At 72.0% G+C, this 23,127-nt stretch carries 13 protein-coding genes; 5 read left to right on the top strand and 8 right to left on the bottom strand.

What is annotated here, in order from left to right:
- Positions 1-82: 82 nt before the first annotated feature.
- Entirely contained in the window at positions 83-3,301 is a 3,219-nt protein-coding gene (locus tag DY245_RS11670) for an AfsR/SARP family transcriptional regulator (protein WP_181923631.1), read from the bottom strand.
- A gap of 217 nt (positions 3,302-3,518) precedes the next feature.
- On the opposite strand from DY245_RS11670, the gene DY245_RS11665 reads away from it, so the two are divergent.
- Positions 3,519-5,672 (top strand): tetratricopeptide repeat protein, encoded by a 2,154-nt coding sequence (locus DY245_RS11665; protein WP_128506372.1) that lies wholly within the window; start codon positions 3,519-3,521, stop codon positions 5,670-5,672.
- Positions 5,673-5,691: 19 nt separating this feature from the next.
- Here DY245_RS11665 and DY245_RS11660 read toward each other — a convergent pair whose 3' ends face one another.
- The 4 genes from DY245_RS11660 to DY245_RS11645 form a co-directional block, all read right to left on the bottom strand.
- Complete coding sequence (locus DY245_RS11660) at positions 5,692-6,402, bottom strand: hypothetical protein (protein WP_128506370.1); 711 nt, start codon at positions 6,400-6,402, stop codon at positions 5,692-5,694.
- The gene (locus DY245_RS11655; protein WP_244942987.1) at positions 6,402-7,616 is read right to left on the bottom strand and encodes a hypothetical protein; all 1,215 of its coding nucleotides are present in this window, start codon (positions 7,614-7,616) and stop codon (positions 6,402-6,404) included. Before DY245_RS11655 ends, DY245_RS11660 begins: the two co-directional genes overlap by 1 nt.
- A gap of 877 nt (positions 7,617-8,493) precedes the next feature.
- Positions 8,494-9,069: a TIGR03086 family metal-binding protein gene (locus DY245_RS11650; RefSeq protein ID WP_128506366.1), complete on the bottom strand. Its 576-nt coding sequence runs from the start codon at positions 9,067-9,069 to the stop codon at positions 8,494-8,496.
- A 114-nt stretch (positions 9,070-9,183) separates the two neighbouring features.
- A complete protein-coding gene (locus DY245_RS11645; protein ID WP_128506364.1) occupies positions 9,184-11,013 on the bottom strand; it encodes an alpha-L-fucosidase in 1,830 nt (609 codons plus the stop codon).
- 333 nt (positions 11,014-11,346) lie between these two features.
- Here DY245_RS11645 and DY245_RS11640 point away from each other — a divergent pair, with 333 nt between their 5' ends.
- On the top strand, positions 11,347-12,909 hold the full coding sequence (locus tag DY245_RS11640; protein WP_128506362.1) for an AMP-binding protein: 1,563 nt from the start codon (positions 11,347-11,349) through the stop codon (positions 12,907-12,909).
- Positions 12,910-12,942: 33 nt separating this feature from the next.
- Here DY245_RS11640 and DY245_RS11635 read toward each other — a convergent pair whose 3' ends face one another.
- Positions 12,943-13,785, bottom strand: coding sequence for a nitroreductase/quinone reductase family protein (locus DY245_RS11635; RefSeq protein ID WP_128506360.1), 843 nt, complete (start codon positions 13,783-13,785; stop codon positions 12,943-12,945).
- Positions 13,786-14,370: 585 nt separating this feature from the next.
- On the opposite strand from DY245_RS11635, the gene DY245_RS11630 reads away from it, so the two are divergent.
- Complete coding sequence (locus tag DY245_RS11630) at positions 14,371-15,522, top strand: glycoside hydrolase family 88 protein (RefSeq protein ID WP_128506358.1); 1,152 nt, start codon at positions 14,371-14,373, stop codon at positions 15,520-15,522.
- Between the two features lie 148 nt (positions 15,523-15,670).
- Here DY245_RS11630 and DY245_RS11625 read toward each other — a convergent pair whose 3' ends face one another.
- Positions 15,671-17,779, bottom strand: coding sequence for an alpha-galactosidase (locus DY245_RS11625; RefSeq protein ID WP_128506356.1), 2,109 nt, complete (start codon positions 17,777-17,779; stop codon positions 15,671-15,673).
- A gap of 127 nt (positions 17,780-17,906) precedes the next feature.
- Here DY245_RS11625 and DY245_RS11620 point away from each other — a divergent pair, with 127 nt between their 5' ends.
- Together DY245_RS11620 and DY245_RS11615 are read left to right on the top strand one after the other, a co-directional pair.
- On the top strand, positions 17,907-18,248 hold the full coding sequence (locus DY245_RS11620; RefSeq protein ID WP_128506354.1) for a DUF1330 domain-containing protein: 342 nt from the start codon (positions 17,907-17,909) through the stop codon (positions 18,246-18,248).
- A gap of 172 nt (positions 18,249-18,420) precedes the next feature.
- Positions 18,421-20,502: a restriction endonuclease gene (locus DY245_RS11615; protein WP_128506352.1), complete on the top strand. Its 2,082-nt coding sequence runs from the start codon at positions 18,421-18,423 to the stop codon at positions 20,500-20,502.
- A gap of 392 nt (positions 20,503-20,894) precedes the next feature.
- Here the strand turns inward: DY245_RS11615 and DY245_RS11605 are convergent.
- The coding region (locus DY245_RS11605; RefSeq protein WP_244942986.1) for a glycosyl hydrolase family 95 catalytic domain-containing protein at positions 20,895-23,127 on the bottom strand (2,233 nt) is incomplete at its 5' end.

The following is a 23,127-nucleotide window of genomic DNA, read 5'->3' as shown; positions in this document are numbered from 1 at the left end:
TGCCGCGGTGGCCGAATCTAGTCGCTGTCGCCTGCGCCAGGCCCTCCCGAATCGATCTTCGTCGGATTTTCGTTAAATCCTACTAAGCGCCCTTGTGGAAGGGTGCTGGCTTGATCGATGCGGGATCGGAATCCTCCTCTTCTGTTTGCTGGATGGCAAGTTGAGATTCCAGAGAGCGCTGCAACACGGCCGCTTCCTGTCGGAGTGCGATCGCTTCCTGGTCGTTGCCCTCCGCCTCCCGGAGCTTCGCCAATGCCTCCAACGACCTGGTGACATCGTCGGGTGCCTGAATCCGCCGGGCCAGTGCGAGCGATCCCTCAAGATGCCGCGCGGCCTGCCCCACCCGGCCGGTGCGCAGCTCGGCGAGCCCCAGTTCGCGCAGCGCCCGCGCCTCCTCGCAGGCCGCGCCGATCCGGCGGGCGAGCGCAACGGCCGCCCTGTGGTGTGCCAGTGCCTCGTCGTCCCGGCCGGCCAGCTGCAGCGTCCGGCCGAGGGCGTTCATCGCGACCGCCTCGTTGCGCCGGTCCCCGATGTCGCGCAGCGCCTCCAGGGCCTCGCTATGCAGGGTGAGCGCCTCGTCCAGCTCGCCCGCCGTGGTCAGTACTCCGGCCAGATTCATCCGGACCGTTGCCTGTTCCGCGCGGTCACTCATGGACCGGGCTAGGGTGAGCGCCTGCCGGTAGGCGTGGCCCGCCCGGTCGGGGGCGCCGCTCGCCAGATGCAGCTCGCCCAGGTTGTTGAGCGTGAGGTACTGCCCGCGCCGGTCGTCCACCGCACGGAACCGCTCCAGGGCGTCCTGGAAGCTGCCGAACGCCTCGGCATGGCTGCCGAGGTGCAGCAGGATGATCCCCAAGGTGAGCAGGCTGCGGGCCTGTTGGCGCCGGTCCGCGGTGCGCATCCGCAGAGAGAGGGCCTGCTGCTGGAGCGGCAGCGCCTCCAGATTGCGGGCGGTGTACCACAGCAGCACCGCTTGCTGGTGCAACGCCTCGGCCTCCGCTTCGGGGTCCGGCGCCCGCCGCGCCAGGTCGAGCGCACGATGGGCGGCGCGCAGTGCCCGGTCGTAGCCGCCGCCGCGCGCCAGCACCGTGGTCAGATCGAGCAGCGCCCGCGCCTCGGCGCCGGCGTCCTCCTCCGCCCGCCAGTGTGCGACCGCCGCCTCGTGCAGCTCCCGGGCCAGGTCCCAGTGCCCCTCGGCCACCAGATACTCGCCCAGGACATGCGCGAGCAGGGCGGTACGCAGGGTGTCGCCCTGTGCGCGGGCGTACTCCACCACGGCCAGCAGATTGGGCTTCTCGGTGAGCAGCCACTCCTTCGGACCGGCCGGATCGAGCCACTGCGGCAACTCGGCGGGCCGCGCGGCGACCGGGAGCCCGATCCGGGCCCGGTGGGGATAGAGCATCCGGTCGGCCCGGTCCGCGGTGTGCAGATAGAAGTCGGTCAGCCGCTGGACCGCCTGCCGGTCGTGGTCGGCGTCCGGCACGTCCGCGGTCAGCTCGTTGGCGTAGACCCGCAGCAGATCGTGCAGCCGGAAGCGGTGCGGGGAAGGCTCCATCACCATGTGCAGATTGAGCAGCTCCTCCAGGGTGCGCTCGGTGCCGTCGACCGGGCGGTCGATCAGCGCCGCCGCGGCGTGCACGCCGAACTCCGAGCCGATGTGCCGGCCCAGCATGCGAAAGGCGTGTTGCTGCGGGGCCGTCAGACCGCGGTAGGAGAAGTCGAAGGTGCGGGTGATGTCGCCGGAGGCGTCCCGGATCTCGCCCAGCCGGCCCCGCTCGCGCACCAACCGGTCCCTGAGGTCGGCCGTGGACCACGTGGTACGTGTCTTGAGCCGGCTGGTCACCATGTCGAGGGCGAGCGGCAAATGGCCGCAGAACCGCACGATTTCCGCCGCCGACTCATCGTTCACCAGGCGCTCGTTACCCAGCCGGCTGCGCAGCAGGGCGACCGCGTCGTCCGGGGTGAGCGCGCCCAGCGAGATCGGGCGGACGTCCGGCAGGCCGGTCAGCCGGCTGCGGCTGGTGATGATGACCAGGGACGGGGAGCTCCCGGCGGGCAGCAGCGGACGGACCTGATCCGGTCCGGTGGCGTCGTCGAGGATGATGACGGCCCGCCGGTCGGACAGCAACGCCCGCCACTGGGCGACGAGTTCCTCCAGTTCGTGCGGGATCCGCGCGGCGGGCATCCCGAAGCGCCGCAGCAGGATGCCGAGCGCCGCCGCCGGTTCCAAAGGGGCCTCGAACGGCGCGTGGGCACGCAGGTCCAGGTGCACCCGGCCGCCCGGGAACCGGTGGCGCAGCAGATGAGCGGCGTGCACGGCGAGCGAGGTCTTTCCGACGCCGCCCATCCCGTCGATGGCCTCCAAAGCGACGACCGGGTGCCGGGCCGAGGCGGCGGAGTCCGGCGCATCGGTCAGGGCGGCGGTCAGCCGGCGCAGCTCGTCCCGCCTGCCCACCCAGGGGACGTCCCGGGGGAGGTTGTCGGGCACCGGAAGACCGGTGGTGGGCGCGGGGCCCGACGTGACGGGTGCGGCGGGCGCGGGCGTGAGCAGTTCGGCCGCCGGGACGCCGCTGAGAATGCCCCGCTGGATGCGGCGCAGGGCCGAGCCGGGGTCGGCGCCGAAGCCGCGGCGCAACCGGGCGCCGGTCTTGTGCAGCACCTCGGTGGCCTCCGCGATCCGGCCGCAGCCGTAGAGCGCCAGCGCGAGCTGGGCGGTCAGCGCCTCGTCGGCGGGATGCCGTTCGAGCAGCGTCGTCAGGTCGGGGACGACCTCGGCGAAGTGTCCCAGCCGCAGTTCGATGCCGGAGCGGGTGAGCGTGGCCGCCAGTTGACGGGCGGCGACGGTGGTGCGGACCTGCTCGGCCCAGGAACCGGACAGCCCGGCCAGCGGCTCACCGCGGTAGAGCGCCGCAGCCCGGTCGAGGAGGCCCAGGGCGCCCGGGGTGTCGCCGCTGTCGCTGAGTACCCGGGCGCGGGCGACGAGATTCAGATAGCGGCGCAGATCGACGGTCTCCGGGTCCGCCTCCAGGGTGTACGTCCGCGCCCGCAGGGCCAGCGGCGGTGCCTCCGCCCCGCCGATCTCCGCGAGGGCCCGACGGACGCGGGAGACATAGGTATAGAGGTTGGGGCGGGCGCGCCGGGGCGGGGAGTCGTCCCAGAGGCGGTGCGCCAGGGTCTCGATGCTCACCGGCCGGCCGACGTCATGTGCGAGCGCGGCCAGGACGATGCGTTCCTTGCCGGAGCCGAGCCCGCTGCCGCGCGCACCGGACCGCAACTCGACCGTACCCATTAATCGGAATTCCACCAGCGCCCCTCCCGCCGGTACCACCCCGCACCCTGTGGAGCATGACACAGTGTCAGGCTCTGGGACAGACGGCGTTTTTGCGCCACGTGGAGCGCCCGGTAGGGGCCGCGCCCGGCCGATGCGGCATACCGGCGATGTGAAGAGCAGCCCTCGTTGGGTAGATCTCGGGCCAAGGGTTATGGATATGCCAAACGGCTGAGCCATCGGGGGGAGCGGCATGAGCGGACCGGGCGAGCACACCGACGGGGCGTGGGGCGGACGCAACGAGATCGGCGGATCGGCACAGATCTGGGGTGCCAGCGTGCAGGCGGCCGAGATCCGCGGCGGCATCCACGTCCATCAAGCGCCGCAGGCCCGGCCGCCCGTACCACGCCAACTCCTCTCGGTCCCCGCCCACTTCACCGACCGCGATGCCGATATCGCGGCCCTGGAGGAATTACGCGACGCCCGCCGGACGTCCGTACCCCAGCTGGTGGTGGTGAGCGGGCCGGCGGGCGTCGGCAAGACCGCGCTGGTCTCCCACTGGCTGCGCGGTATCGCCGAGGAGTATCCGGACGGACAGCTCTACGCCGACCTCGGCGCCCAGGGCCCGGACCGCCCGCTGCGGCCCGGTGAGGTGCTCGATGCCTTCCTCCGGGCGCTCGGCGTGGGCCTCGTACCGGTCCAACTCGCCGAACAGGCTGCCCTGTGGCGTTCGGTGAGCGCCGGCCTCCGGCTCGCCGTGATGATCGACAACGCGCTGAGCGCCGCCCAGGTCCGGCCCCTCCTCAACGGCGCGCCGGGCAGCCTGTTCGTCGTGAGCAGCCGCCGTCGGCTGACCGGACTGATCACCGACGGCGCCGGATTCCACCAGGTCGACGCGCTCGACCCGGCCGCGGCCCTGGAACTGCTGGCCCGCGGCGGGGGCGGCAGCCGGGTCGAGCAGGACCCCGAAGCGGCCCGCCAAGTCGTCTCGCAGTGCGCGTTTCTGCCGCTCGCCGTCTGCCTGGCCGCCGCCCGGCTGGCCGCCCGCCCCCGGCAGCCGGTCGCGGCGATGGCCGCGGCGCTCACCCGGGGTCGCGGCCCCCTCGAACTCCTGCGGGTGGAAGGGGAATCGGCCGTGCACACCGCACTCGACGAGTCCTACGCACTGCTGCCGCCGGACGCCGCCCGCGCCTACCGCCTGCTGGGCCTGCTGCCCCTCACCCACTACGATCCGCAGCTGACCGCCGCGGTGTGCGCGGTGAGCCTGGACGAGGCGGAACGGCTGCTCGACATCCTCATGGACGGCAACCTCCTCCAGGACGTCGGCCCGGACACCTACCGCTTCCACGACCTGGTACGGCTGCATGCCGCCGGGCGCGCCAAGGAAGAACCCGCACCGGCGCGGCGCGCGGCCCTGCGCCACTTCCTCGACTGGTGCCTGGCCACCGCCACCGCCGCCGAAGCGCTGCTCACCCCCAGCCACCGCACGCTCGCCCGCGACTACGACGGCCGCACCGTGCAGCCGACCCCGCTCCCGGACCAGGAGACGGCGCTCGCCTGGCTGGACGCCCGCCGGCTCGACCTCATGGCCGCCGTACGGCTGAGCGCCGGCAGCGGCCACGACGACGCCACCGCCTGGCAGCTCGTCGACGCCATGTGGCCGCTGTTCCTGCGGCTGCGCCCGTACGGCCTGTGGGCCGAGGCACACGGCCTCGGCCTCGATGCCGCCCGCCGGCACGGCGACCGCAAGGGCGAGGGGCGGATGCTGACCTCCGGCGGCAACGGCCTGTGCCACACCGGGCGGTACGAGGAAGCCGTGGAATGGTTCGGCCAGGCCCTCCGGCTCGCCGAGGAAGACGGCGACGTACGCCAACAGGCCCAAGCACTCAACGGACTGGGCAAGGCGCACCGCGGCGCGGGCGATCTGGTGCGTGCCGAGGAGTACCACCAGCAGGCCCTCGACCGCCGCGAGTCCATCGGCCACACCCGAGGCGCCGCCCTCTCCCGCTACGCACTGGGCGAACTCGCCCTGGAACGCGGCGCCTGGCACACCGCGGCTAGCCTGCTCGCCCACGCACACACCACGCTCCGGGCCGAGAGCGACCCCTATGACGCGGCCCGGGCCCTCGCCCATCTGGGCCGGGCCACCGCCTGCGCCGGCGACCCGGCGGCCGGATCCCGTCAACTCGCCGCCGCACTGGAGGAGTTCCAGCGGCTGGGTTCCGTGCACTGGGAAGCGCGCACCTGGGAACTGCTCGGCCAGTGCGCCGAGGACGGCGGAGAGCCGGCGTCGGCGCGGCGGTCCTACGAGCGGGCCCGTGCGCTGTACGAACCGCTCAGCCCGTCCGACACCGGCCGCTTGACGGGCCGGCTCCGACACATGGATGCCGGAGCCGGCCCGGGGTGAGCCGGCGGTACGGCCCGCCTCACCCCCCTCGCGCCGTGCCGCGCTCCCCGCCCGGCCCCGTACGGCCGTGCCGGAGGTGTACGGACAGCGGCGGGGCGCCGGTCGCGGTGTCCGGTGCGCCGAGCACGACGCTGCGCAGCGCTCCCAGCGGCCGGCCGGCCACCAGCCAGCCGTGCACGAAGGACGCGAACGCGGTCCGCCGGCGCGCGCACATGCGGCGCCCGCGGCCCGGGATCGCCAGCAGCGCCTGCCCGTCACGCACACCGAGCACACAGCCGCCCGCGCTGTGCGGAACCGCCGCGACCAGCGCGCCGGGGTGCCGGTCGAGCAGCGGGCCGACACCGTGCGGTGCACCCGCGTCCGCGCAGTCGGCGGCCCCGCCGATGAGGACATCGGCACACTCGGCCCACCACGGCGTACCGGAGGTTTCGCCGCCGACGCACAGATGGGTGTCCGCCGCCGCCCCCGACGGATCCATGGTTTCCGCCGAGTACGGCAGACCGTCCACGAGGGGTGGCGTCATCCGCACCGCGGCGAGGCAGGAGGCGCCCGGTGTGACGGCGCCGACCGTCAGTCCCCAGCCGGCCGGATCCGGGCCGCCGTGCGGCATCGCCTCCCGCGCCGGCGTACCGGGCACACCCACCAGTGCCACCGTGGCCAGCAGCACGACGGGCGGGGACCCGTCCGCATACGGAGCGGCCGCCGCCCGCGCCGCCGTCGACCGCGTCATCACGCCGCCTCCGATCCCGGCAGACCCGCCCAGCTGTCGAGCGGCGGTGGACTGGGCAGGGCCGCCGTCACCGGTGCGAAGGCGGGCCGGCCTAGGCCCAGGATCCCGTAGAGCAAGGAGCGCATATTGGTGTTGAAGCGGCCCGGCTCCGAGGAGAGCATCGCCCCGATACGCGCGTAATCGGCACGCCGGTACTCCGCGGCCGCGTACCGCAGTTGCTCCCGCAGCGGCCGGGCCGCGGTCAGTGCCGGAGCGGTGCGTGCCAGCGCCGCGGCGGGGGAGTCCGGGTGCACCTCGTGGTCGGGGAAGCGGGCGAGCAGCACGGGCGCCGAGGTGAGCGTTCCGTACGAGGTGACCGACCCGTGGTCGCCGATGATCCAGTCGGCAGCGACCAGGATGCTGCGCCAGTCCGCCTCCGGGGGGATCGCCACCGGTCCGCGTCGCCGGAAACCCGTGAGCCAGGCCCGGATCTGCCGACTGCCGTGCCCGGCCCAGACGTTGGGATGCACCAGCACGGCGGTGCGGAACCGGTCCGCGGGAAGCTCGGTGGCCAGCCGCGGCAGCAGCGTCTCGAAGCTGCCGAACGCCGAGGAGGGGCCCCAGGTCGTGGCGACCACGACCAACTTCTGGCGTTCGCCCAGGCCCAGGGCCTGCCGGTAGCGACGGCGCAGCCGCAGGCTCGCGGCGATCCGGTCGTGACACGGGTCGCCGACCACCCGGGCGACGGGCAGCGCCTCCGGGCAGGTGCGGGTCAGCTCCGCGAGATCCCGCTCGTGGGAGAGCGCCACCGCCGCCGGCACCACCCGCCCCTCGTGCAGCAGATACTCGCGGCTGAGCATGGCCGGCGGCCGGAGCGCCGCCTGCGCCTGCGCCGTCCGCCCCTCGTCCGTGCCGGCCTCGTGCCGTCCGGCCGCATTCCCGTCCGACGCCGCGCCCTCCCGGGCGGAGCGCAGCACCTTGATCTGGCCGGCGCCGTGCGACAGCCGCACCAGCCGGGCCCGGATCTGCTCGGTGCCCCGGGACCCGGCTGCCAGCGCCAGATCGAATTCACGGCGGACGGCCCGGCGCCACGGGATCACCGGAATGCCCAGCGCGGCAAGCGCCTCATGCACCCCCTCGCCGAACTGGTGCGGCGGGACCGTGCACACCACCTGGAGCCGTGGGTCCTGTTCCAGCAGTGAGAACACCGCGCGCAGCCTCTGCAGATAGGTCACCGAATGGGCAACCACCAGTACCTGTTTGCAGCCCGGTACGGTCAGCCACCGGCTGTCCCCGATGTCCCCGACCGACGCTCGCTCTGAATGCCTGCGGAAAGCAGACATGTCACCCCCCATGAGTCCGAACGGAAGTTCCGAGACCCAGGGGGTGCCCGCACGACGGGACGGAATGGTTGCCGGTACCTCGACAAAACCTTGCCGGCCCAGGTCGCGGGCCATCGCGTCGAGAGCGGCGGCCATAAGCGGAGGCGGCAGGATCCGGTGTCATCCGTGAGCCACGCGGCCCGCGCGTGTAGCGCACGAGGGCGAGATCCATCCCGCCTCGCGGTCACTCTCCAGCGTACGGATCATGGCAGATGCAGCAACTTGAGGGCCATTGGAGTGAGTGATGTGCATCACAGAATCTGCCCCATTCCCCCGTCGCTCTTGGGGAGAGGGAATTCCCGCCCTTCGGTGACATGGCTATACCGCCGGAAAACGTCGAGCGCGCCGCGCGCGGCGTCGTTACTCTGAAGGGCGACGGACGACCTTTCTGGGAGACGCCAACACCATTGGCCCGTCGCGGGAACGCCACAAACCTTGGCCGACTTCCCGCTTTGTGAACAAGGCGCCACCGCGTCGGACCAATACCTCGATGAAGGAGTGCGTGGTGGCTTTGCGCAAGGCTCAACACAAGCAGCCCCGTCTGAAGCAGGGCGAGCGGCCAGGTCGTATCAAGGAAGTCCGCAACCTCGAAGCCTGGGACCGCTGTGCCCCGGTCCGTCTGGCCGGCTGCGACGACGACCCCGCCGAGCCGAACATCTTCCGCGGCATCGACTGCTCGACCGACCGCTCGGGCGTCGGCCCTGACCCTTGGGGTGACCACTCTCCAGGGTCAGGGCCGACGCCCGAGCAGGCACAGCAGCCGGGTGAGAGCGTCGGCGTCCGCCGGGGCTTCCACCGCCGGGGCGAACAGCCCGGAGGCGCCGAGCCCCGCGGCATACGGCTCCACCTCACGCAGCGCCGCCTCGGCCAGATGGCCCGGCAGCCGCTCATCGGCGCCGATCGCGCGGGACAGATCCCAGGCGTGCACGACCGCATCGGCCATCATCTGCGTGCAGTACGCGTCGGCCGGACTCGATCCGTACGACAGCTGGACCGTGCGGCTCAGCGCACCGCGCTCCGAGAACGCCGCCACGGCGGCCACCGCCGCACGGTCCCAGGCCGCGGCCGGATCGTCCCCGAGCACATCCCCGTCGTAGTCCGAACCCACCTCCGCGAGCGTGGCGCCGTCCCGCACCAGGCGGGGCACCCACAGCTGCTCGGCGGTGAGGTGGTTGACCAGATCACGCACCGACCATTGCGTGCACGGCGTGAGGTCGTCCCACTGGTCGTCGCGGACGGCGTGCACCCGCGTCCCGAAGAGCGCGATGGCCTCGCCATGGGTCCGCAGGATCTCGTCGTTGCTCATGCTCCCCGAGAATAGGAGCGGGCACCGACAACCGCCCCCGCGCCGACCCGAACGGCCCAACCGGGGGCGGCGGATTTCCCGCCCGCCGGCAGGTACCGTCCGCGCGGGCCCCGGTCAGTCGGCGTAGAGCTGACGTTGCGGCACGATCTGCTGGGACTGGCTCGCGCTGGACCACAGCAGCTTCATATGCGCCTCACCGGTCCGCTCCGTGTAGTCGATCCGGATGCTGTGCCGGTGGCCGGCCTTGAGGGTGACGGTCCCCTTGTCGACCTTCGGGCCGTGCGGGGTGGCACTGTCGATCACCGGCTTGCCGTCGATCCACAGCCGCACGGTGTCGTCGGAGACCGTGGTGAAGGTGTAGGTCTCGTCGAAACGGGGCTGGATGGTGCCGGTCCAGCGGGTGCTGAAGTGATCGGCGGGGATCTTGGGGTCCGGCGATCCGTCGAAGCGGTAGGACTTGTTCACCGTCGGATCGACGCCGGTCACCGCGGGCGGGCCGGTGAAGGAGTCGTTCGCCCAGCTCTGCGCCGTCAGCCCGCGGCCGCTGCCGGCGGGTGCCGCGGCCGGCGGCTTGACCGTGAGGCGGATGACGCTCGCGATCGGATCGGTGGCCGCGCCGGACGGGGTGAGGTCGAAGCCGTCGCCGGACGGGGCGACCTTCACCTGCTGGGAACTGCCCAGCACCCGGGCCGAGGCGATCTCGAACGGCTGCTTGGCGGTGAGGTGGAGGGGTGTGCCGGCCGCGGGCCAGGAGGTGACGGAGGCGTACAGCTCGTTGCCGCGTCGGGAGACCGCGCCCCAGGAGGGATCGGCGACCAGCCCGGTGTGCCCGGCCCCGTACACCGCATCGCCCTGGCCGTGCGCGCCCAGCCACCGGCCGGCCTCGCGCAGCCGGTCGACCGACGGTTGCGGGATGCGCCCGAGCTTGTCAGGGCCTACGTTGAGCAGATAGTTGCCGCCGCGGCTGGCCACATCCAGCAGATTGCGGACGACCGTGGCGGGCGCCTTCCAGTTGGTGTCGTATCTGGCGAAGCCCCAGTGGTCGTTGAGCGTCATACAGCTCTCCCACAGCTGACCGTCGACCGGCTCCGTGGGGATCTCCTGTTCCGGTGTGCCGAAGTCGCCGTCGACCACATCGCGCTTGCCGACGCGGTTGTTGACGATCAGACGCGGATTCAGGCCGTGCAGATACGCCTGGAGATCGGCGCCGTCCTGGCGCGACCAGGTGTTGGTGGGGTTGTCCGTGTCCCACTCGCCGTCGAACCACAGCAGGGCCGGGTCGTAGTTGTCGATCAGCTCCTTGAGCTGGCCGTACATCCGCTTCTTGTAACGCGGGAAGGTCGCCGGGTCGGCGAAGTCCCGGTCGTGCCAGTCCCAGATCGAGTAGTAGAAGCCGAGCTTGATCCCGGCGGCGTCGGCGGCCTTCTTCAGCTCGGCGAGGATGTCGCGGTGCGGGTCGAAGGAGGAGTGGTCGCGCAGATTCCAGGTGTTCTGCTTCGTCGGCCACATCGCATAGCCGTCGTGGTGCTTGGACGTGATGACGATATAGCGCTGTCCGGCGTCTTTGGCCGCCCGGACGATCGCCTGGGCGTCGAAGGCCGAGGGGTTGAAGGTGGCGGCCTGCTTCTCGTACGCCTCGTCGGGGATCCCGCACTCGCGCTTGATCCACTCCGCGTTGCGGCAGACCGTGCCGTCGGGCCGGGTGTACTCGCCCTCCAGGTTCGAGTACGCGCCGAAGTGGATGAACATCCCGAAGCGGTCCTGGCGCCACCACGAGGTGCGCGATGAGGTGAACGGGTCGTCCGTCGCGTGGTTGGTGCCGGGGCCTGCGGCGGGGCGTTGTGGGGGCCTCGCGGCGGCCACGGGGCTGCCGGCCGCCAGCAGCAGCGCGCCCAGCGCGCCCACAATTCCCAGCATCCGGAACGGTCTTGTGCGGCTGTGCATCGCTCGCTCCTCGGGTCAGTTGGTCACTACGTGCCTCCTGTGCCACCCCGCATGGTGCAGGCGCCGGCACCCGGACCGGAAGACCCTGGACGCGATAAACATCGGAGCACCTGACGGGAATCGGGCGGGAAGTGGGGAGGAATGGGCCGGGAGTTGGGGGAGTCGACGGGAGAAGGCGCCGAATACCTCGGACCTAAGGAGGGGCGTTGGGGTGGGTGGCCGAGATGCGTACCGTCGGCTTCCGCGTACGCCGGCATCCAGGCCGGTGACCTGGAAAACACCCGGAGCGGGCTGTTTCAATGAGCGACCCCGGTCGCACTCACTGGAGGCACCATGGAAGCCGTCGCCCCGTCCGCCGCCGGCGCCCCGGCGATCCGCTGCGCGGGTCAGGAACGCGACTACCCGGCCTTCCTCGAACGCGCCGCGCGGATAGCAACGGGACTGTGCAGGACGGGAGTTGAGCGCGGTGACCGGATCGCCGTCGTGCTGCGCAACGAGCCCTCCCATCTGGAGATCACCACCGCGGCCGCGCTGCTGGGCGCCTCCGCCGTGCCCGTCAACTGGCACTTCCAGCATGACGAGCTACGGCATGTGCTCACCGACAGCGGCAGCAAGGTGGTCTTCGTGCACACCGACCTGCTCGACGGGGTGGCCGCCGTGCTCCCCGACGGCGTACCGATCGTCGAGGTCCCCCTCCCTGCCGGTGTGGCGGCCGCCTGCGGCATCGCCGCGCCACCGCCCACCGGGCGGTACCCGCTGCTCGACCGCTGGCTGGAAGGCTGTGAACCGCTGGACCGGGCCGCCGGGGACCATCCGCCCACCGTCATCTACAGCTCCGGAACCACCGGACGTCCCAAGGGAGTTCTGCGCGAACCCGTCGCCCCGGACCGGCTCGACGAAGCGGTGCGGCTGTTCCTGGAGTACTTCGCGGTCGTGCCCGGCGGCCGTACGCTCATCCCCGCGCCGCTCTACCACGCGTCCCCCAGTCAGCACGCCGTCCTCGCACTCGCGGCCGGTCTGGACATCACCCTGATGCCGCGCTTCGACGCCGAGGAGTTCCTGCGGCTGATCGAGGCGCACCGCATCGAGCAGGTGCAGGTCGTACCCACGATGTTCGTACGGCTGCTGCGACTGCCCAAGGACGTACGCGAGCGCTACGACCTGTCGTCGCTCAGCTCCGTCGTGCATGCCGCGGCGCCCTGTCCGCCGCATATCAAACACGCCATGATCGACTGGCTGGGACCGGTGCTGCGCGAGTACTACGGCGGCAGTGAGACCGGCGCCGTGACATGGTGCGACAGCGCCGAGTGGCTGGCCCATCCCGGTACCGTCGGACGGGCCACCGGAAGCTGCGGGGTCGCGGTCCTCGGCCCCGGCGGCCGGCCACTGCCGACCGGCGCGACCGGCGATATCTACCTCAAACCCGCCGACGAATGGCCGCAGTTCACCTACCTCGGTGACCCGGACAAGCGCGCCGCCATGGAAGCGCCGGGCCTGCCCGGGTACGTCACCATCGGCGACATCGGCCATCTCGACGCGGACGGCTACCTCTACCTCAGCGACCGCCGCAACGACATGGTCATCTCCGGCGGCGTCAACATCTACCCCGCGGAGATCGAGGGCGCTCTGCTCGCCCTCGACGGGGTCCGTGATGTGGCGGTGTTCGGCATCCCCGACGAGGAGTTCGGCGAGGTCCTCGCCGCGCATCTGCAGACCGAACCCGGCGTGCTGCTCAGCGCCGAGGCGGTACGCGCCCATGTCGGTGAGCGGCTCGCCGGGTACAAGGTCCCCCGGGCCGTGGTCTTCGAGGAGCGGCTGCCGCGCGACGAGTCGGGAAAACTCTTCAAACGGCTGCTGCGGGACCCGTACTGGGCGGGTCGGGACGGCGTGATCTGAGCCCGTCGTGACCCGCCCGGCGACCGCCTCGGCTCAGCAGGCGCCCGCCCCGTCGAAGACCGGGATCAACTGCTCCTCCTCGTAGGTGAGATGGCGCTCCACCTCGTCCGTGAGGCGCTCGACCTCGGAGAGCACCAGTTGGGGATCCGCGCCCTCCGTGGAGATGACCCGCTGAAGTTCGGCGAGGAGGACCGCGAGCTTTTCGTGTTCCTGGCGCAACCGCTCCAGGGCCGGACCGAGTTCGGGATGGTTCCGGTCGAGCATCGGGAACATACCGATGTCCTCACCGGTGTGGTGATTGTGCAGGCCCTGGCACAGGGTCAGGCAATTCACCCGGAGCTGGGCGCCGAGGCCGGGGCCCGATTCGACTATTTCCCTGCGGATCAGCGCGAGTTCCCGCCGGAATCCGTCGTGGACCGCCTTGAGGGCCGCACCCGGCGACGATGCGGCGATATTCGGCGGCCCGCTGGGGATTTCCTCAAGGGCGACAACGGGCAGCACCCGCGACGTCTTTGCCTGGTACTCCGACCACCCCGGGTCGGCCTCGGCCGCGCGGGCGAAGGCCTGGTCGCGTTCGGCGCCTTCCAGGACGACGGCCTGCGCCTCGTAGGTGAAGACACCGGCTTCGACCGTGACGCGGGGGTTGGCCACCACATTGTGATACCAGGCCGGATGCTTCGGCGCGCCGGCGGCCGAGGCGATGACCAGGACACGTCCGCCGTCGGGGAGGTAGCCGAGCGGGGTGGTGTGCCGGTTGCCGGACCGGGCGCCCGTGGTGGTCAGCAGAAGCAGCCGGCCGCCCTCGAAGGGGCCGCCGACGCATCCGCCGTTGGCCCGGAACTCCTCGATGACCTGTTGATTGAAATCCATCGGCATGTGCTGTTTTTCTCCAGAGTTGGTGAAGGCGTTGGGCCCGCGAAATGTGCGCGGGCATGGCGAAGAAACCCGGTGGAAGAGCGGGTCAACCGCTCGTCGGGCAGGGTGAATTGATCGCGAATGGATCGCACACATCGCCCGCTTCGGCCGCGAATCGTCCACGGGATCGCGAGATCGACCGTGATGGTGAATGCGGTGGTGAACGCGGTGCTGAATGCGGTGGTGGCGAATGCAGGCGCACGACGCATGCATCGAAAAGGCGCGGAACGCGCTTACTGCGAAAGGGAGGAGGGGCGGGGCTCTGGTCGCCCGCCGCGCGGTCACGTGGTGACCGGGAACCTCACTCGCTTGTGGCCCATGGCCGACCCGGTAGTCACGGAGTTAAAGGTAATGCCCCGCACGGGCGGAAGCAACGCGGATCGGCTTGCCGATCTGGTCCAGTCCAACGCCTTGACACGCTTCTGACGCGTCTCGAAATGTGGCGCCGGGGAGACCGAGGGGTAGGAACCGAGGGGTAGGAGAGGTCCATGGGCGCTGCCCAGCGACATGCCACCACTCGTGATCTACGGCGCGGAAGGTGTGTTCATGGAACGTCGGCAATTCCTCGCCACCGGCGCCGCGCTGACCGCCGGCACCACACTGCCACTGTCCGCCCACTCGGCCGCCGCCGTGACCGGCCGCCGTCCGCACGACCGGCTGCCGGCCCGCGCTGAGATCGTCGCCGTACTGCGCAAGGTCGCCGACCACTGGATCGGTGCGCACAGCGACCCCGGGGACAACCAGTGGGCACGCGCCACGTTCTTCAGCGGGCTGATGGCCCTGCACCGCCTCACCCGCGAGCCCCGCTACCTCGCCTATGCGCGCGGCTGGGCGGAGCGCCATGCGTACGGGCTGCACAACGGCGTCACCACCCGGCACGCCGACAACCACTGCGCCGGCCAGGCGTACCTCGATCTCTACGCGCTGGACGCCGCGCCCGACCAGGCCAAGATCGCCGCCATCGAGGACTCGCTGCGGCGGATGGTCGATACCGCGGCCGACAAGCACGACGACTGGTGGTGGGACGATGCGCTGCACATGGCGATGCCGCCGTTCGCCCGGCTCGGCGCGCTGCGCGACGACCCCGCCTACTGGGACGCGATGCACGCGCTCTACACCCACACCAAGAGCGCCGAGGGCGGCCCCGGCCTCCACGACCCCGGCAGCGGCCTGTGGTACCGCGACAAGCGGTTCCTGCCCGGCGGCATAGCGTCCCCCAATGGCAGGCCCGTGCTGTGGTCGCGCGGCAACGGCTGGGTCGCGGGCGCCCATGCCAAGGTGCTCGCCGTCCTCCCGGACACCTTCGCCCCGGTCCCCTCCTACCGCGCCACGCTCGTCGGGCAACTGGCCGCGCTGCGCGCCGTCCAGCGGACCGACGGGTTCTGGAATGTGAACCTCGCCGACCCCGCGCACCTTCCGGGCCCCGAGGCCAGCGGCACCGCCTTCTTCACCTATGGGACGGCGTATGCGCTGCGCGCCGGGCTCGTCCCGCGCGGCCTCTTCCGCCCGGTCGCCGCCCGGGCCTGGAACGCGATGGTGGACACCGCCGTGCACCCCGACGGCTTCCTCGGCCTTGTCCAGAACGTTGGCGACCGGCCGGAGTCCAGCCAGCCGGTCACCTATGACTCCACCGCCGACTTCGGTGTCGGCGCCTTCCTGCTGGCCGGTACGGAGCTGGTGGCGCTGGGCGACGGCTGACGGCCCGTCGGCCGGCCGCCGCGGTCACTGCTGCGGCAGCACCACCAACATCACATGTGAAGTTCTCACATCAAGCCGTGAACTTCACGAGATGCCTGTGATTTATCCGCGATTTATCCGCCCGCCGCGGCCAGGGTGAGACGTTCTGTTACCGCCGTACGGCCTCCAGCAGCACCAGCCGCTCCGGGAACAGCGTCGGCGCCTGCACCCCCACCTCGGCCAGCACCCGCCCCGGCAGCGTCACGCCCTTCTCCCACCACGGCAGCGCCGAGGTGAACGGCCCCTCGGGGCGGTCGCCCGGCGCAAGCGGCGACAGGTGGTAGTCCGCGTCCGGATCGAGCCCCGGCAGCCGCACCCGGCCGGCCGGCGACTGCACACTCGTCGCCATCTGCACCAGCGCGAACACCGCCCGCCCGCCGTCCTCGGCCACCACACCGTGCACCCACAGCGCCGGATCGGGATGATCGCCGCGGACCACCGTCCCGCTGTGCAGCAGCGGCCGCAGCGCGCGATGGAGCGTCACCCACTCGGCCAGCCGCGCCCGCTCCGCCGCGTCCGCCGCCGTCAGATCCCACTCGATCCCGAAGTGGCAGAACAGCGCCGTGCCCGCCCGGAAGTCCAGCGTGTGCCGCCGCCCCGTCGTATGCGCGACCGGCGCCCCCACATGCGCGCCGAGCAGCTCCGGCGGCAGCAACAGCCCGGTCCAGCGCTGGATCCGCTGCCGCTCCAGCGCGTCGATACAGTCACTGGTCCACACCCGGTCGGTGCGCTCCAGCACCCCCAGATCCACCCGGCCGCCGCCCGACGAACAGGACTCGATCTCCAAATGCGGGTGCCGGGCGCGCAGTTCGTCCATCAGCCGATAGACGGCCGCCGTCTGGTGATGCGCTGCCGCATCCACCAGATCGCGGTTGTGGTCCCACTTGAGGTAGTCGATGCGGTACTCGCGCAGCAGGGCGTCCAGCCGGCCGAGGACATAGCCGTACGCCTCGGGGCGCGCCAGATCGAGGACCTGCTGATGGCGGGAGGCGGGCGGCAGCCGCGCGGGGGAGGCGGCCAGGATCCAGTCGGGGTGCGCACGGGCCAGATCGGAGTCCGGGTTGACCATCTCCGGCTCGACCCACAGCCCGAACCGCAGCCCCAGCCCCCGCACCGTGCCGATCAGCGGATGCAGCCCGTCGGGCCAGACCTCCTCGTCCACATACCAGTCGCCGAGCCCGGCACGATCGTCCCGCCGCCCGCGGAACCACCCGTCGTCCAGCACGAACCGCTCCGCCCCCACCTCGGCCGCCGCCCGCGCCAGCCCTTCCAGCGTCGCCGGATCCTGGTCGAAGTAGACCGCCTCCCAGGTGTTGAGGGTGACCGGCCGAGGTGAGGTGGGGTGACCGTCGCGGGTGCGCAGATGGCGGTGGAAGCGGTCGGCCAGCTCGTCCAGGCCATGGCGCCCGTAGGAGCCGTAGAGCCAGGGGCAGCGGTAGGTGTCGCCGGGCGCCAGCCGGATCTCGCCGGGCAGCAGGAGTTCGCCGCCGGCCAGTACAGCCTGCCCGGCCGGGGTGCGCTCGGCGAGCGAGCGGTGGTTGCCGCTCCAGGCCACATGCAGCCCCCACACCTCACCGGACCGGAAGCCGAAACCCGCCGCCCCGACGATCTGCAGCAGCGTCGCGTCGCTGCCGGTGCGCCCGCGCCGGCTCTCCCGCAGATGGGTGCCGAGCGTGAACGCATGCCGCTGCGGGGCGCGTTCCCGCAGATGACGGCCGGTGAGATCGAGGATCTCGGTGGCCTGCGCGGGGACCGGGAGGGCGGGCGTCAGCTCGGTGAGGTGGTACGGGGTGTCGCCGGTGTTGGTGACGGCGGCGCGCAGCCGTACCAGCCCGGCGTCGGTGAGCCCGAGCTCCAGCGTCAGCGCCAGACCGCCGTCCCCGTCCACCGCCTCGACGGTCAGATGGCGGTCCGCCGCCCGTACGGACCTGGTGCGCACCGTGAAGGCGGGCGCGGCGGCGGAGCTGTCGCGATGGCCGCTCAGCCCCGGCGTACCGGGCCAGCCGGCGGACTGCTGCGGCAGCACGCTCAGCGGGACCGGCTCGTCCAGTGCGTTGGCGACGGTCTGCGCGACATCGGCGGCGCGCAGCTCCGCCAGCCGGTCGGGCGCCGGCTGGCCGAGGTCGGCGCCCCAGTGTGTGAGGCGCGGCAGGCCGGTTCCGGACAGATCCAGCACCAGGCTGGTGCCGGCGGCCCGGAAGTGCAGGAGGTCGTCCATGACGGAATCCCTTCGTGGAGAGCGGGTGGAGGTGCGCGATGACCTCGGAGGTAATCGACCCCGACGGCGCCGGCTGGAAACGTGGAGGGCAACGCAACCGCCGTACCGCACCGAGAAAGGCCGCCCCATGAGCGCGTTCGCCATCGCCCACCTCCGCCCCGCCGACCCGCACCCGGACATCGCCGCATACGTGGAGCGGATCCAGGCGACCCTGGACCCCTTCGGCGGACGGTTCCGGGTCCACAACGCCGTGGTCGAGGTCAAGGAAGGCGGCTGGCCCGGCTTTGTCGTCGTCATCGAATTCCCCGGCATCGACGAGGCGCGGGCCTGGTACGACTCCCCCGAGTACCAGGAGATCCTGCCGCTGCGGACCCAGCACATCGACGGCGATACGGTCCTGGTCCCCGGCGTCGCACCGGACTACGACGCCTCGGTGACGGCGGCCGCCAGACGGGCCGAAGCAGCCTAGGGCACCTCCGGCGGACCAGGGCCGGACAGGCCCCCGAATTCCGGCCGGACTGATCTCGTCGCTCCACCGGCCCGGCATCTCCCGCCCCGCTAAAGTCGGATGAACAGCGCAGGTGAAACCGCTTCCACAGGGTTCCGGGGGCAGGTGCCCCGGGGGGAGGACACAGATCGACATGAGCCGCCGTTCCCATGGATTAATGGCCGTCTGGGCCGAGGCGCAGCGCCAGCAGCAACGCCGGGAGGAAGCCCAGCGCCGCGCGTATGTCCAACACCAACGCGACCAGGAACGGCAGGCACGGGACGCCGAACGCGCCATGGCGCGGATGCACCGCGAGCGGCAGGCGGCCTACCGGCAGCAGCGGGAGGCCGACGCCCGCCGCCGCACCGAGGAACTGGACGCCCGGGTCGCCGCGCTGACCGGCCTGCTCGCGGACGGCTGCCGCGCCCCCGCCTTCACCGCCTCCGCGCTGCTGCGCCCCGAGCGCATCGAGGAGTTCGCGCCCGGCGCCCTCGCCACCCCGCTCCCGATGCCCGACCCGGCCCGCTACCAGGCGCCGCCCGGCGGCTGGCACGTCGGGGCCGCCCGCCGTGACCGCGCCCAGGAGGAGGCCCGCGCTCGTTACGAGCAGGACTGGTACGCCGCGCAGGCCGCGGAGAGCCAGCGACAGGCCCAACTCGCCGCCTACCGACAGCAGTACGACCAGTGGGCCGCGGGCGCGCTGGCCGAGATCCGGCAGCACAACTCCGGCATCGAGGAGCTGCTGTCCGGGCTGCGCAACGGGGACGCGGAGGCGGCCGTCGAGTACTTCTCCGCCGCGCTGTACTCCTCCACGGCATGGCCGGAGGGCTTCCCCCGCCAGATCGCCGCCGCCTACGACCCGACGGCCCGTCAGCTCGTCCTGGACTGGGAACTGCCCGGCTACGACATCGTCCCGGAAACCAAGTCCGTGCGGTACATGCCCACCGCCGACCAGGAGAAGGAGACCGCCCGGCCGGCCGCGCAGCGCCGGGCGCTCTACCGCGATGTGCTGGCCCAGAGCGTGCTGCTGGTGCTGCGCGACCTCTTCGCCGCCGACACCTTCGGCACCCTGGAGTCGGTGGCGCTCAACGGTTTCGTGGACGATGTGGACCCGGTCACCGGCCGTCCGGCCCAGGTGTGTCTCGCGACCGTCATGGCGCCCCGCAGCGCCTTCGACGCGTTCCATCTTGAGCAGGTCGGCGCCGTGGAGTGTCTGACCGAAGGGCTGCGCGGGCAGCTCGCGGCGCGCCCCGACCAGCGGACCGCGGTGCGCCCCGGACGGCTGCCGGGCGACGTCGGCGGCGGGGTCGTCTCGCACGGCAGCGAGAGCGAGCCGGACCTCTACGAGATGGACCCGATCGCCTTCGAGAACCTGATCGCCGAGCTGTTCCGTGCCATGGGCATGCAGGCCGTGACGACCCAGCGGTCCGGCGACGGCGGGGTCGATGTGGATGCGCTGGACCCCGACCCGATCCGCGGCGGCAAGATCGTGGTGCAGGTCAAGCGCTACCGCAACACCGTCCCGCCGACCGCCGTCCGTGACCTCTACGGCACCGTGCAGTCCGAGGGCGCCAACAAGGGCGTGCTGGTGACGACCTCCCGGTTCGGCCCCGGTGCGCACACCTTCGCCAACGGCAAGCCGCTCAGCCTGATCGCCGGCCCCGAACTCGTCGATCTGCTCGGCCGGTACGGGCTGCGCGGCCGGCTGGGCGCCGCCGCCCCGAACGGCTCCACCGCTGCCGACGAGGCGCCCGACCACAACATCCTCGGCATGAACTGGTCCGGCGAGGTGGCCCTCGATGTCTGCGCGCTGGTCTGCAAGGGGACCACGGTGCTCAGCGACGACCACTTCGTCTTCTACAACAACCCGTGCACCCCGGACGGTTCGGTGCGGATGCTGCCCGGCTTCGCCCCCGACCGCGCCGCGATGCAGGTGCGGTTCGAGGCGCTGCCGGCGGACGCCGACCGGCTGGTCCTGGTCGCGGCGATCGACCCCCAGGTCAACCCCGACGCCGACCTCGCCGGCTTCACCGATGCCCGGATCCGGCTGCTGGACGCGTCGGGCGAGGAGCTGGGGCAGCTGGAGGTCTCGGACGGGCGGCGCGGCGAGACCGCGCTGGTGCTCGGCTCGTTCCGGCAACGGGCGGGCGGCGACTGGGACTTCGTGATCGGCGGCAAGGGCTTCTCCGGCGGCCTGGAGGCGCTGGTGCAGGAGTACGGCATCGAGGTTGCCTGAGGAGGAAGCGGTCGGCGGCGAGGCCGGTTCCCGGGGCAGGCGGGCGTTGCCGAGGAATGGGCCCTCGTACCAGGTCTTCGGCATCCGCTGCCATACGAGGTCCGCATCGGCGAGGACGCTCACCCAGGGGTCGACCGCCGCCTCCGGGGCCGCCGCGGCCACCGCCTCCGGTGCGACGGCGGCCATCCCGGCCATCCTGGCCATCCCGGCCGCACCGGCGGCGCCTGCCGCACCGGCGGCCAGTGCGACACCGAGGATGCTTCTCCTGGAGGGGGAGGCGGAAGGGGAATCGGAGGTCGAGTCGGAGAGGGTTGCCGGCTGATGCACGACTTCTCCAAGTGATCGCATGGCAGAGGGAGTTGACGTGCCCAAGGGCGACGCACGCCCGCTGCCTACGGAAGCCCCCAAGGCCGCGTCGGCCCGGAGGCCGGTACGTCCCGTGGGCCGGAGTCCGGGTCGGTGCCCGGCGGCGCGATGAACGCCGTGGCGCCGCGCGGCAGACGGACGGCGATCCGGCCCTGCCCTGCCGGCTTCCACGGCAGTGGCCTGCCGCGCTCGTCCCGTACCGTGACCGCGCCCTCGATGCCGTGTTCGAGCACCAGCGGCGCGCCCGCCTCGCTGTGCACCCGGATCCAGCGGGTACGGCCCGCGGACCGGTCGGCGTCGACCAGGAACGCGCCCTGGGCGCGCAGCGTGGCGAAGGAGACATCGGACCAGCGGCGGGAGACGGACGGGAAGACCTTCAGCACCCCGCCATGGCTCTGCAGCACCATGTCGAGCATCGACTGCACGGCCGCGAGCGGGCTCTCCAGCGCGAAGTTCTTCCCCTCCCGGTACATGGTGTTCTCGGTCAGCTGACAGTCGGCCACGGTGTTCCGGTCGGTGAAGAACGTCAGCAGGTCCAGCGCGCGTTCGGGCTCGCCCATCACCGATGACATCGACGAGGACAGCGCATAGCTGTAGCCGCGCCAGGCGCTCTGCATACCCGCCCAGTGGGCGAAGCTCTTGCGCATCAGCTCCCGGTCCGCCGGCCGGTCCCAGACCTTTTCGCGCAGGGGGTAGAGCCACAGCAGGTGGGAGTGGTGGCGGTGCGACTCGGCGAGCGGGACGCCCGCGCCGATCATCACGCCGTCGGCGGGATCCTGTGCGTACGGCACCAGGCGGGTCGCGATCTCGTGCCAACGCGGGGCGCGCGGGTCCTCGATGCGCAGCGCGCGGGCCGCGTCGAGCAGGGTGTGGGCGGCCCAGCGGATCAGGGCCAGGTCGTAGGTGCAGTCGGCGGCGTCGGCGTACTCGGGGGAGCGGGTGGTGGGCAGATGCAGATGGCCGTCGCTGCCCTCGTACAGGAAATGGTCGTAGAAGTTCAGCGCTCCGGCGAGGAGCGGGAGGAGTACGTCGCGCAGGACGGCACGGTCCATGGTGTGGCGGTGGGCGAGCCAGACGTTGTGCAGGCCCCAGGTCAGATTGCCGAAGTTGTCGGAGATCCGGTCCGAGCCGGGCGCGCCCACGGTCCATTCGCCGGGCCGCAGATGCCAGTCGGAGGGGTGGCCGAGGGCGTAGGTGCGGCCGTCACGGTACGCGGGCGGTACGGACAGCGGCAGATTCTCCTCGAAGCGGCGGAACGCGCCGGTCACCGAGTCGAGTTCGAGGTGATTGGTGCCGAGGTAGGCGGTGGAGGCGATCTGGACGTTGAGGTTCCACCACAGGGCGGTCCAGTTGTTGCCGACCTCCGGGAACCACGGCCCCCACTCCGACAGGGCGGGAACGTCGGCGCGGGTGGCCGAGCCGAGCTTGTAGAGCTGCCCGAGGAAGAAGCTCTGCAGCCGTTTGTCGGGTACGGACAGCAGGCTGCGCCGGTGGTAGGTGTGCCACCACGCGCGGTGCCCGGCGATGAGCCGGTCGGGGTCGGCGGCCAGGGTGCCGGCGACCGCGCGCACCGCCTCCTGTGTCGTACGGGCCGGATCGCCGGGGGACCGGTAGACGAGGTGGGCGGCGAGGAGCCGGGCGGTGCCGGCGTGGCGCTCGCGCCAGGCGGTGGTCCAGCCGCCGCCGGCCAGCAGCGGCTGCTCGACGAAGTGTATGGCGTCGGGGGCGCCGGTTGTGCCGGTACGGGGAGCGGGGTTGGGGGTGTAGTCGGCGGGCTTGCCGCTGGTGCGGGTGGTGGCCGCGGTCAGCCAGGTGAACGACCAGGCGGCGTCGGCCTCACCCGGGCTCGGCCGGGTGGAGATCAGCAGCGCGGAGCGGGTGGTGTGCACCAGGGCGCTGAGCCGCACACTGCCGCGGGTGGTGGTGACGGTGCCGCGCAGCTCCGCGTCCCACAGGTCCAGCGTCCAGTCGACGCCGGTCACGGCCCCGGCCAGGGTGAGGGTGAAGTACCCGACGGGCAGCCGCGAGTACCCGATACCGGCCCGCCACTGACCACGCTGGTCCTGCACCTCGGTGTGGCTGACCATCACTTTCAGGGTGTGGGGTGTGGTGCCCGCGTAGATCTGGCAGCCGAGCCGTCCGTCGGCGAGGAAGGGCGCCTGCTGCCAGCCGGTCGGCAGGGTGCGCCACCGCATCGCGGCGGCGCGGACGGCGGAGGCGTACGGGTCGGGGCGGCCGGCGCCGCCGGTGGCCCAGGCG

Origin of the sequence: Streptomyces inhibens (assembly GCF_003389455.1) — a bacterium.
Classification (GTDB): domain Bacteria; phylum Actinomycetota; class Actinomycetes; order Streptomycetales; family Streptomycetaceae; genus Streptomyces; species Streptomyces inhibens.
This window is presented reverse-complemented; position numbering and strand designations above follow the sequence as displayed.